The organism is Asticcacaulis sp. P2_B1 (genome assembly GCF_056404915.1).
On record NZ_JBFUDD010000001.1, the window covers coordinates 445,761 to 457,978 of the forward strand.

At 58.7% G+C, this 12,218-nt stretch carries 9 protein-coding genes; 6 read left to right on the forward strand and 3 right to left on the reverse strand.

Going from position 1 to position 12,218, the window contains the following annotated elements; genetic code table 11:
- Positions 1-170: 170 nt before the first annotated feature.
- Entirely contained in the window at positions 171-1,631 is a 1,461-nt protein-coding gene (locus AC1DX3_RS02080) for a leucyl aminopeptidase (RefSeq protein WP_476987566.1), read from the reverse strand.
- A 317-nt stretch (positions 1,632-1,948) separates the two neighbouring features.
- Between AC1DX3_RS02080 and AC1DX3_RS02085 the strand changes: the two genes are divergently transcribed.
- The 6 genes from AC1DX3_RS02085 to rsmA all read left to right on the forward strand — a co-directional run bounded on the left by AC1DX3_RS02085 (position 1,949) and on the right by rsmA (position 10,348).
- A complete protein-coding gene (locus AC1DX3_RS02085) occupies positions 1,949-3,112 on the forward strand; it encodes an LptF/LptG family permease (RefSeq protein WP_476987567.1) in 1,164 nt (387 codons plus the stop codon).
- An 11-nt stretch (positions 3,113-3,123) separates the two neighbouring features.
- The gene (locus tag AC1DX3_RS02090; RefSeq protein WP_476987568.1) at positions 3,124-4,266 is read left to right on the forward strand and encodes an LptF/LptG family permease; all 1,143 of its coding nucleotides are present in this window, start codon (positions 3,124-3,126) and stop codon (positions 4,264-4,266) included.
- Between the two features lie 81 nt (positions 4,267-4,347).
- Positions 4,348-6,903, forward strand: coding sequence for an LPS-assembly protein LptD (locus AC1DX3_RS02095; protein WP_476987569.1), 2,556 nt, complete (start codon positions 4,348-4,350; stop codon positions 6,901-6,903).
- Between the two features lie 201 nt (positions 6,904-7,104).
- Positions 7,105-8,412 (forward strand): peptidylprolyl isomerase, encoded by a 1,308-nt coding sequence (locus AC1DX3_RS02100; RefSeq protein WP_476987570.1) that lies wholly within the window; start codon positions 7,105-7,107, stop codon positions 8,410-8,412.
- 104 nt (positions 8,413-8,516) lie between these two features.
- Entirely contained in the window at positions 8,517-9,515 is a 999-nt protein-coding gene (pdxA, locus tag AC1DX3_RS02105) for a 4-hydroxythreonine-4-phosphate dehydrogenase PdxA (RefSeq protein ID WP_476987571.1), read from the forward strand.
- Positions 9,512-10,348 carry a 16S rRNA (adenine(1518)-N(6)/adenine(1519)-N(6))-dimethyltransferase RsmA gene (gene rsmA, locus AC1DX3_RS02110; protein ID WP_476987572.1) on the forward strand — a complete coding sequence of 279 codons (837 nt, stop codon included), beginning with the start codon at positions 9,512-9,514 and terminating at the stop codon, positions 10,346-10,348. Before pdxA ends, rsmA begins: the two co-directional genes overlap by 4 nt.
- On the opposite strand, the gene AC1DX3_RS02115 is transcribed toward rsmA, so the two are convergent.
- Both AC1DX3_RS02115 and gmk read right to left on the reverse strand, forming a co-directional pair.
- A complete protein-coding gene (locus tag AC1DX3_RS02115) occupies positions 10,343-11,545 on the reverse strand; it encodes a hypothetical protein (RefSeq protein ID WP_476987573.1) in 1,203 nt (400 codons plus the stop codon). The two genes, rsmA and AC1DX3_RS02115, sit on opposite strands and share 6 nt — an antisense overlap.
- Before the next feature lie 15 nt (positions 11,546-11,560).
- A complete protein-coding gene (gene gmk / locus AC1DX3_RS02120) occupies positions 11,561-12,217 on the reverse strand; it encodes a guanylate kinase (RefSeq protein ID WP_476987574.1) in 657 nt (218 codons plus the stop codon).
- Position 12,218: the final 1 nt, after the last annotated feature.

The window sequence follows — 12,218 nt, forward strand, 5'->3', positions numbered from 1 at the left end:
GCCTGGACTATCCTGAGAGGCGAAATAAAAGGAATCCACAGATTACACGGATTGCACAGACTTTTTTTGATACCTCGCGCCGAAGTGATCAAAATTGACAAGTATTGCCGGCAAAGGTCTGAAAAATCTGCGCAATCTGTTAATTCGCGGCTAACCTTAACCTCGAAGATTTAGCCCTCGTAGTACTTGGCGACCAAGGCATCCAATGTGCGCACACCGAAGCCCGTCGCGCCTTCCGGCACGGTCGGAATGCGTTGCTCGCTGGTCCATGCGGTCGGGGCGATATCCATGTGCGCCCACGGCACATTATTGACGAAGCGCTGCAGGAACAGGGCAGCGGTGATCGATCCGCCCGGGCGGCCCCCGATATTGCGAATGTCGGCAATCTTCGACTCGATCTGCTTCTCGTATTGCGTCGGTAGCGGCATGCGCCATGTGTTTTCAGACACCGTCTTCGACGCCTCTCCGATTCTGTCCGCCAATTCGTCATTATTGCTGAAAACGCCGGCGAAGTCGGTGCCGAGCGCGATGATCATCGCACCGGTCAGGGTCGCCAGGTCGATCATGAACTGCGGCTTGAAGCGCTGCTGGCAGTACCACAGGGCGTCGGCCAGGACCAAGCGGCCCTCGGCGTCGGTATTGATGACTTCGATCGTCGTCCCCGACATGGCCTTGACGACGTCGCCCGGACGCTGGGCCTTGCCATCCGGCATGTTTTCGACCAGGCCGATAATGCCGATGGCGTTGACCTTGGCCTTGCGGGTGGCCAGGGCGATCATGGTGCCGACAACGGCGGCCGAACCGCCCATGTCCCACTTCATGTCTTCCATGCCTTCCGCCGGCTTGATCGAAATGCCGCCGGTGTCGAAGGTCACGCCCTTGCCGACAAAGGCGACCGGCGCCGCCTTTTTGTCGGCTGCCCCCGTCCACTGCATGATGACCAATCTCGATTCTTTATCGCTGCCTAGGCCGACGCCGAGCAGAGAATGCATGCCCAGCTTTTCCATCTCGGCAATACCCAGAACCTCGACCTTCATGCCGGTCGATTCGAGCGCCTTGACACGATCGGCGTAGGATTGCGGATAGAGGACATTGGCCGGTTCGGACACCAGGTCACGCGCGAACAGGACGCCGTCGCGAACCGCCGCCAACGGCTTGAACGCCTTTTCGGCAGCCGCCACGTCGTCGCATACCACGGTGATGTGCTTGATCGCCGGCCCCTTCTCCATCTTGGCGGTGCCGAAATACTTGTCGAAACGATAGGAAGCCAGGTGCAGAGCCAGATAGGCATGCGCTACGAGGACGGCATCGCGGCCCTTGAGGTCGAGGCTGACGGCGTCGAAACCGGCGCTCTTGACGCCGTGATACAGACTGGCGGCAATGGTTTCCATGGCCGCGGCGTCGAGCTTAGTCAAGTCGCCACCGCCGACGACGGCGACATTGGCGATCGGCAGGACCTGAACCTTGCCGCGCGCGCCCTTGAACCCGACCGCTGCGAGCGCCGCCGTGATGTCGGCCGCCGAATCGGTACCTGCGGGTACGCCGCCCTCGCCTTCGCCTTCGCCGACGATAATGGCGAGGCAGGACTTGGCAGCCGCTGTGGTGCTGAGTTGCAGGGAAGCGATGGTCATCGGCGAATCTCCGGAAGGCATTTCAGGCGGCGTCTTCGCGCCACCTATTCTGCCTGCGTCTATGCCTTTTTTTCACCAGCCGCAGAAGTGTTTTTTGCAACTTTTTTGTGAGCGCTGATTCAGCTCATACGCCGCATGGCTCCTCGCAAAAGCTCGGGCGGGCGCTTGCCCTAGCCAAACGGCATGCCGCCGTTTAGAGCCTTGTCAGTCCACAACCCGCTGATTTTTTTGTGCACCGCGACGCATTGGCTTGTAATTAACCGAATATGCGGTCAAAAGAGGACCCAAAGTCAGGCACCTCCGAGCTTCTCAAAAGAATGCGCACACTCGACCGCTATATTTTTCGCCAAATGATCATTCCGGTCCTTGGCGCCGTGGCGGCCCTGACGGCGATTGCCTTGCTGAGCCAATCGCTGACCTATGTCGAACTGGTCGTCGAACGCGGCCAAAGCGCCTGGACCTTTATGAAGGTCACCCTGCTCTCGATGCCACAGCTGGGCGGCCTGATCTTCCCCATAGCCATTTTTGTCGGCACCCTGGTGGCTCTGACGCGCCTGCAGGGTGAACATGAGTTTACCGCCTGCTTTGCCAGCGGCGTACCGCTGATGAAGCTGGCGTCGCCGATCATCCGTATCGGCGTCTATTTCGCCTTGATCAGCCTGGCGTCCAACCTGTTCCTGCAGCCGATTACGGCGCGCGCCATGCGCCACGAGTTGTTCAATATCAAGAACGATCTGATCTCGACCCTGATCAAGGAAGGCGATTTCTCGACCTCGGCGACCGGCCTGACCATCTATGTTCAGAAGATCGACCAGAATGGCCTGCTGCGCCAACTGTTCATCCGCACGCCGTCCAATACCGGCCACGATATGACCTATGCCGCCAAGGAAGGCCGCATCGAAAAGATCGACGGCAGTTCGATCCTGATCATGCGGCAGGGGTCGAACCAGCAGATCGACGCCAACGGCCAGGTCGCCCACTATACCTGGGACGAGACCCAGGTCGACATTACGCCCTATTTCCAGAGCGACGACTACCTCCAGTTCAAGGAGGGAGACGACTACATGCACGAGCTCTTCTTCCCCAATAAGGTCAAGGGACCAACCCAGGTGCCGGAAGGCAAGCTGATCGCCGAGGCGCATTCGCGCATGTCCGGGCCCTTGTTCTGTATCGCCTTCGTCCTGCTGGCGCTTGTCAGTGTCCTGGGCGGCCRCTTCAGCCGGAACGGCTATGCCGCCCGCATCGGAGTCGCAGCGGCCGTTGCCGCGGCCATTCGGATCATGGGTGTCGTGGTTCAGACCGCGGCGCAAAGCATGATGATCGTCAACGTCCTGCAATATCTCGTGCCATTGATTCCCATACTGGTGTGCCTGTACTTGATCCGTAAAGCCGACCGTGGACATCGCTCCATCACAAATGTCGGTTCAGGCAGCGCGTTCGACGGGCTGGGCCGCACGCGCGGCCTGCAGCCGTTAACGTGAGGGAGCGGCAAATGGACTGGGCAACCGCTAAAAAGTACCTGAGCTACCTTAATCCCTGGCGCAAAAGCCGGCTGGAAACCTATATTCTTCAGACCTGCATCTCGATGTTTGCCTCGGCCCTTCTGGTCGTCGCCAGCCTGATCTTCCTTATCGACTATGTCGACATCTCCAAAAATATCGCCTCACGCGCGGATCTCAACAGCATGCAGATCATGGGCCTGCTGTTGCAGAAGTCGCCGAGTTCGATCCTGATCCTGCTGCCCTTCGCCTTCCTCTTCGGTTCGCTGTTCGCCTTCGTCAACCTCAACCGCCGCAGCGAGCTGATCGCCATGCGTGCCGCCGGAGTCTCGGCCTGGCGCTTCGTCATGCCGGCGACCGTCCTGGCGTTTGTCTTCGGCCTGGCCACCATCATGGTCTTCAACCCGGTGGCCTCGATGCTGAAGGACAATTATGACAAGGTCGCCGAACGCCTCGATCCCGGACTGCCCCTGACGGCTGGTGGCGCCATCTATCTGCGCCAGGGCGACGGCCATCAGCAGGTTGTCATCCGCGCCACCGGCCGCGACGGCAAGATGATCGGCCATCTCAAGGGCGTTACCTTCTGGGTTTACAATATCGATAAGTCGGGCGCGCCGCAGTTTGCCGATCGCGTCGACGCGGCCCAGGCTGTCCTTTATCCTGGCAAGTGGCAGCTCAAGGCCGCGACCGAGTACAAGCTGGACACCACGGCCCAAACCTACGAAACTCTGTCCCTGCCGTCCAATCTCGACCCGCAGAAGGCGTTCAAGAAATACGCATCGACTCAGTCCGTGCCGTTCTGGCGCCTGCCCGGCCTGATCTATCAGAACAAGGTCTCGGGCTTCTCGAGCGCCGTCTACGAACTGAAACTGCACGAATTGCTGTCGACACCGCTGATGTTTGCCGCCATGACGGCCTTGGGCGCTGTGTTCAGTTTGCGTCTGATGCGCCTTGGCGGACTGACCGGCCTTATCATATCGGGCATCAGCCTTGGTTTCGTCATTTTCTTCGTCAACCAATTGTTCAACAGTATGGGCAAGGCTGACGTGATACCGATCTTTTTGGCGGGATGGACACCGGCCGTATTGGCCATGTTGTCCGCCATGACACTTCTTGTATATACTGAGGATGGCTAAGGGGACGAAAAGACGACGGATTCTAGCGGATTCCGGCGGATTTCGTGTTACTGCTGTTGGGATTGAAACTGTAAGGCCATGATGAAGCGTAGTTCTCTCAAGCTGGGTGCGGGTCTCGTCGCCCTCATGGCCGTCGGCGCCGGTGGCAGCCAGGCCGTGGCCCAGACGCGCGGCGCGCCTTCCAGCGGCACAGCCACGCAGCTGGCTTTTGAACTGGCCATGGCTCAGGTCGCTACGACCGGCGATTCGGTTCCCGCGCCGGCGCCAGCGCCAGCTACAACGTCGGGCACCGGCCGCCCCAAAGTCGCCATCGGCAAGGATGGCCTGGTCGACGGCGGCGCCTATATCGAAGCGGACCAGATCGAACGCACCGACGACGACCTCGTCATGGCCTATGGCCATGTCGAAATGCGTTATAAGGGCAAGACGATCCGTGCCGACCAGATCAGTTACAATTCGACGACCGGCGTCACCAACGCCAGCGGCCACACCCAGACGATCAGCGACGACGGCAGCGTCCAATTTGCCGACAGCATCAATTATGACGACAACATGCAGTCGGGTGTCAGCCATAACTTCGCCTCACTGGGCGCCGACAACGCCAAGATCTTCGCCCGCCGCGTCGAGCAGCTCAATCCCGATACCAACGAACTGACCGACGTCATCTACACGCCATGCCAGCTGTGCGTGAAGAAGGGTGAAACCCAGGACCCGAGCTGGTCGATCGAGGCCAGCAAGATCACCCAGCGCAAAGACAAGCACATGGTCTATTACCATGATGCCATGGTCAAGTTGCATGGCGTCCCGATCTTCTACACCCCTTATCTGTGGACCCCCGATCCCGATCTCGACCGCGCCTCGGGCTTCCTCCAGCCCAAGATTACGTTCGGTAAGAAGCGCGGCTTTTCCTATGAGCAGCCTTATCTCTGGTCGATCTCGAAATACCAGGAACTGCTGATCAGTCCGCAGCTTAATGCCAGCGTCAATCCGCTGCTGAATATGGAATATTCGCGGCATTTCTATTCCGGCATTCTGCACGCCCGCTTCGGTTTCACTAACGAGTCCTTCTTCGACAACAAGGGCAACCGTATCGGTCCGTCGGAAACGCGCGACTATATCCTCGCTGACGGCGCCTTCGACATCAACGAAAAGTGGCGCTGGAGCTTCACCGCCCAGAGCGTCAAGGACCCGTATGAAGGCGGCGGCGACTACGCCAATTTCTTCGAACGCTACAATATCGACAGTCCTTTCAAAAAGGTCGGCGACCTCACGGTCGATTCGCGCCAACTGATCAATCAGATCAACCTTACGCGCCAGGTCGATAACGCCTACCTGTCCGTCACCATGGCCAGCTTCCAAGGCCTGCAGCCGCGCTTCCTGTCGACGGATACGGAACGTCTCCAGCCACTGGCAGCCAATTCAGACCTCTATCCGGTTATTGCGCCGATGATCGAAGGCTACTGGTCACCACGGTCGCGCATCCTTGGCGGACAAATGACCTTGTCGCTCAACGCAATTGGCTTGCAGCACAAGGCCTTTCCCTCCTCGTCCGTCTCAGACATCTTCCCTAATGCCGCGGCAGCGCCGCTGCCTATCGACGCGACGCTGGGGTTCGATACGGCGCGCGCCAGTGTCGGGTTCAACTATACCGGCGACATGACGACCAAGGGGGGGATCAAATGGGGACCGTTCCTCGATCTGCGCCACGATTATTACCACGAGACGGATCTCGTCACCCGCGGGGATTCCGTCAATATCTCGCGCGACCTCGGCACCGCTGGCTTCAATGTCAGCTATCCCCTTTACCGTAAGAGCGGCGGATTGACGACGATCGTAGAGCCGATCGCACAATTGGCCGTATCTCCCGACGCTCAGATCAGTCCCTACCTGCCGAACGAAGACAGTCAATCGGTCTCCTTCGACGACACCACCTTGTTCCAGGTCAACAAGTCGCCGGGTTTCGATATCTATGAAGGCGGCGCCCGCCTCAATCTCGGTGTCCGCACCCAGTTCATTCTGGCCAGCGGCTGGCACTTCGACTCCCTGATCGGCCGGACACTGCGCGACAAGCCGGAGACCCAATACCTGCGCACCCTTACCCATTCGGGCACGACCTATACCTACGACCCGACGGGTATAGGCCGGCAGAACTCCGACTGGATCGTCGACGGCAGTTTCGATAGCGGCAAGGGGCTATACGGCTACACCCGACTGCGTCTCGACAGTGAAACGACACGTTTGTCGCAAGGAGAATTCGGCCTCAGCGTCAAGACCAGCCAGACGGTCGGTACGGTGCGCTATATTTTCAATGACCTGTTGGCCACGCCCCTCGTGATCAACAACAAGCTGGTGCGGTTCGGCGACAATTACCGCAATATGCAGATTTACGGGCGCCACTTCTTCACCGACAACTGGGGCGTGTCGGCCCGTCTCGACCGCGACTTGATCCAGGGCGCGTGGCGCCGGTCGACGGTCAGCCTCATCTACCGGAACGATTGCATCTGGTACGAATTCATTTATGAACGTAACGACACAAACTTGTATCGTCAGGACGGCAAGCCCACATCTTCTTTCCTGTTCAGCCTTCACTTTGCCACATTAGGATCATCAAGTTCCGACTTTACCGATGTCCGTTAAATCAGGTCAAACCTCCGTATAATGCGCACACTTTTCCATACGACTTCCGCCCTTCGCTGTTCCAAGACTAAGGACGGAACGCAAGCCGACAAGGTGCGTGGCACTTTTCGGTTAAATTGCGTGACCCGTAAAAGTGCCCGCTGGCAACGCGCACTCCTGTGCGCCGCCGGTCTGTCATTGACTTGCGCAATGACTGCCGGCATGGCCGGCGCTCAAACCCTTGGTAACCAGCCTCAGGGCTTCAGCCAGACGCCGGATACCGGCGCTGCCGCTGCCGCGTCCGCGCCAGCCGTCCAACCCGACGAGGCGGCTCCGCAATTGCCGGCGCTGGGCGAAGGCATTCTTGTGGCCGTCAATGACGACATGATCACCTCTTACGATCTGAAGCAGCGTATGTTGCTGCTGATCGTCACGTCCGGCATTCAAATTACCCAGGAGAATTATGCCTCCTTCCAACAGCAAGCCCTGACCAGCCTGATCGACGAACACCTCCAAGAGCAGGAAATGGCCCATTGGAAGGTCACGGTCGGTGACGATGACGTCAAGCAGGAAATCGATCGTATGGCCGCTCAGAGCAACCTGACGGGCGACCAGCTTTTGAACGAACTCAAAAAGGTCGGCGTCGACTCTCAGACCCTGAGGGACCAAATTCGTGCCGAAACCGGCTGGAGCCAGCTGGTCGGCGGCCGCTACCATTCCAATGCTGCGGTCGGCAAGGCCCAGGTCGACTCCATGATGGACAAGGCGATCGCCGACGGCCAGAAGAAGCAGTTCCTGATCTCCGAAATCATGCTCGACCCGGCCCAGGCCGGTGGCTTGCCGGCGGCTCAAAAGGGCGCCCAGCAACTTTATCAGCAGATCGCCCAGAAGGTTGCGCCGTTCCAGGCCGTGGCCCGTCAATTTTCCAACGCGCCATCCGCCGCCAATGGCGGTGACGCCGGCTGGCAGGTCGCGGATAATCTCGATCCGGCGATCGAATCCGCTCTGGAGCAGATGAACCCGGGCCAGATGAGCCCGCCGATCACGACCAAGGACGGCGTTTATCTGATCATGTTGCGGCAGAAGACGGACGGCAATTCCGACATGGTCATGCACCTGAAGCAGGCCGCCGTGCCCTTGCCTACTGACGCCTCACCGGCCGCGGTCAGCAGTGCTCAGACCGCCCTGCTCAACTTCCGTTCCAAGGCCGACAGTTGCGACGCCATCGACGCCATGGGCGATCACACACCTTCCAGCGTTTCGGTGACCGACCTGGGTGAAGCCCAACTCAGCCTGCTGCAGCCGACCTATTCCGACGCCTTGCGCCCGCTTAAGGAGGGTCAGGTTACCGGCCCGCTGCGTAATGCTCAATATATGAATGTCGTTTATGTCTGCGACCGTCAGCTGGCCGGCGACAATGCTCTGACGCGTGACCAGGTCGAGAGCCAGTTAGTCAATCAACGCCTCAGCATGCTGGGCAAGCGTTACCTGCGTGAACTGCGCGCCGTGGCGACGATTGAAAACCACTAGGTTGTGACGCTCACTCGTCCTTGCCCTCCCTATTTATGGGGAGGGAGCACCGTCGTATGCGATGGTAAGAGGCGCAGTTGGATTGTCGGAAGGAAGCTTGCCCGATGCCGGCAATGAAACCCCTCGTCCTCAGCCTCGGCGACCCGTGCGGCATCGGTCCCGAAATCGCGGCCAAGGCATGGCTCGCATTGCGTAATGACGCCGGTCTTGCCTTCTGCGTTTTAGGCGACGCCGACCTGATGACGGCGCAAGGCATTCCGGTCAAACGCGTCGCCAACGTGGCCGAGACAGCGGGCACGTTTGCCGACGGCCTGCCCGTCTTGCACTCCCCCCTGGCCATTCCCGTCACGCCCGGTCGCCCAGATCCCGCCCACGCCGCCAATATCGTCGGCTGGATCAAATCCGGCGTTGAACTCTGCCGGGCTAATGAGGCGCGCGCGCTTGTCACCTGCCCCATAGCCAAGTCGGTGCTCTATGCCACGGGGTTCAATTTTCCCGGCCACACCGAATATTTGGCGGAGCTATGCCGCGACGGCGACCTTGTCCCGCAACCAGTCATGATGCTGACGGCCAAGGATCTGCGCGTCGTCCTGGCCACCATCCACACGCCGCTCAAAGACGTGCCCGGGGCTCTTTCAATCGACAGCATCATCGCCATTGCGCGGATCACGCACAAGGCTCTGATCCAAGATTTCGGCATCGCCCATCCCCGCCTGACAATGGCGGGCCTTAATCCGCACGCCGGCGAGGACGGCACGATCGGCCGCGAGGAGATCGATCTTTTGCGTCCAGCCATCGCCGCGTTGAAAGGCGAAAGCATCGACATCATGGGACCGTTTCCAGCCGACAGCCTGTTCCATGACGAGGCACGGGCTACCTATGACGCCGTCGTCTGCATGTATCACGATCAAGGGCTGATTCCCCTGAAGACGCTCGACTTTTGGGGCGGCGTGAATATTACGCTGGGCCTGCCCGTGGTGCGGACCTCGCCCGACCACGGAACGGGTTTCAATATCGCCGGCAAGGGCATTGCCCGTGCCGACAGCCTGATCAACGCTATTCGCGCGGCCGACATGATCGCTGCAAATCGAGCTGCGCCATGACCTTGCCGACCTTACGCGACAGCCTGGAACAGCACGGCCTGATGGCGAAGAAGTCATTCGGCCAGCACTTCCTGCTTGATCTCAATATCACGCGCAAGATCGTCCGTCTGGGCGGTCCTTTCGATGGCGAAGTGGTCATCGAGGTCGGCCCAGGCCCGGGCGGCCTGACACGCGCCTTATTGGAAACCGACGCACAAAAATTGATTGCCATCGAAAAGGATTCCAGATTTCTGGAATTACTTGCCGAATTGAAGCCGGTTTACGGCGAGCGCTTCGATGCTATCGAGGCCGATGCGCTCAAGGTCGACGAGGCGCAAATTTTGGCCGAGCGCAGCCTGCCCGCCAGAGCGCACATCGTCTCCAACCTGCCCTATAATGTTGGCACGCCCTTGTTGATCAAGTGGTTGACGGGACCGTGGCAACCGGCTTCGATGACCTTGATGTTCCAGTTGGAAGTTGCCCTGCGCGTCGTGGCGCCCGTCGGCGATGACGACTATGGTCGGCTCAGCGTCATTGCCCAGGTCCTGTGCGATTGCGACAAGTTGATGGACCTGCCGGCGCGTGCCTTTACCCCGCCGCCCAAGGTCGATAGCGCCGTCGTCAAGCTGGTCCCGAAGGCCGATCGTTTGCCCGACGGCGTCATCAAGAATCTTGAAAAGGTGACAGCCGCCGCCTTCGGCCAACGTCGTAAGATGTTGCGCTCGTCGCTGAAGGCGTTAGGCGGGGAAGCTTTGTTGGAAAAGGCCGGGATCGTGCCGACCGAGCGCGCGGAGCAGGTGGCGCCACAGGACTTTCTACGATTGGCTACCTTACTGAAAATCAATGCGTTATGACGAACAGACATCCACCTGGTAGCGCTGCCATCCCAGCGCACCAGCATTGATATAAACGCAAGCCTCTCCGCCTTTTCGTAGCTTTCGAAAAGTTGCGTGGGTTACCGACACCTCATTGCCGTCCTTGCGCAGCCCCCAACGCGTCAGATGTAATGTATCGACATGATCTCCCTTTTGCATATCAAGCACTTGGACGCGGGTAATTGTAGTTGGGGAGTGATCCCACACGGCATTCATAAACATGAGTGTGCCCCACGCGTACCACATAAAGGCGAAGCCGACGCTCAAAAGAGTTTTCGCATGAAACCGACGCTCAATGACAACGACGATCCCTAGCAACGTGAGACCGACAACAACACCCCATGCCGCGGGCACCTTCCATTCCATAACGTCATCGTCGAGAAAGGCCCGCAAGCCAATTACAGCCGCTGGCCCCAAAGCCATAACCTCGCCAAGCCCCAACTTGCCAGAGGTATTGTCCACGTTAAGCGCCCAACGTCCGCGCGACGCCAATACCATAAGCACTGCCGTAATAGGTAGCATTACAAGAATGGTCAGACAAATTTGATAGGGATGAGGGTGGATTAGTCCCCACAGGACAAGACCGTAAATTGGCCAGCGTAGTCGATTCAAAAGTGCGGTGTCACTGTTGATAGCGTGTTCGCGTTCCCCAATATTGCTTCCAAAAGCCGGATTGGCCAACAAGTATTCGCTTCGTTTAATGTCCGCCTGGACCTCGACATTGGGCAAGGCATTAAGCCAGTCTGCCAAAGTTTCATCCATTTTGCCGAAGTCTGTAATACGCACGCGCTTTGCGCCTGAGCCTTTCAACACCAGGGTGATGACAAAATGACCATATTGCTGAATCGGGCGTACGGTTTCCTTAATATCGATTGTCCGAACAACACGCCTGCCTAATATGCCGTAATATTCAACGCGATCTTCGTATAACTCAAGGCGACCGCGTACGGTTGACACTAGCGCGGCGAGCCCCAGCCCAGTTGCCAACAAACCGATCGGCAAAGCGACCAAGCCAACAGAATCATAGGCAGGTGCGGTGGAGAAAAGCTTCAGACCGGCCCATAAAGCGCCCACGACGCCCGCGCAAAAAATGATTAAAGAGCAACATATCCAGATGAGCCTGGCGATCGGACCGAAGCGATATATACGGGGAGAGCTGAAATTGGATACTGACATGGCCCCCACCAGAAATTAAATATGCTCGCCCATCAGTTCATCCACAAACGGCGAAATCCACAGCCCACGCGACCGGCGCGAAATTTCAGCATGATAGATATGGACCAGTTCGGCATAAGACCGGTCGAAATCGTCATTCAGAATAATATAGTCGTATTCCGCCCAATGCGAAATCTCGCTCTTGGCGCGGCTAATACGACGGGCAATGACATCTTCGTCGTCCTGGGCGCGCACGACCAGGCGCCGATTCAGTTCGGCCATGGACGGCGGCAAGATAAAGACGCGTACGACGTCCCCCGGCGCCTTGGCCGAAATGCGTTGTGCACCTTGCCAATCGATGTCGAACAAGACGTTCTTGCCGGCACTCAGGGCACGTTCAACCGGCTCACGCGGTGAGCCGTAACGGGCGTCATGGACAGCCGCGTATTCGAGAAAAGCATCGCCGGCGATCAGCCTGTCCATCTCGGCATTGTCGATGAAATGGTATTCGCGTCCATCGCGCTCACCGGGGCGCGGTCCGCGCGTCGTTACCGAAATCGACAGGTCAAGATCGGCGTGGTCGGAGACGAGCCGGCGACACAACGACGTCTTGCCAGCGCCCGACGGGGCGGCGACGATCATCATCAGCCCGCGGCGAATCTTCTGGAAACCGTGCCCGTCGCTGCCAGACATC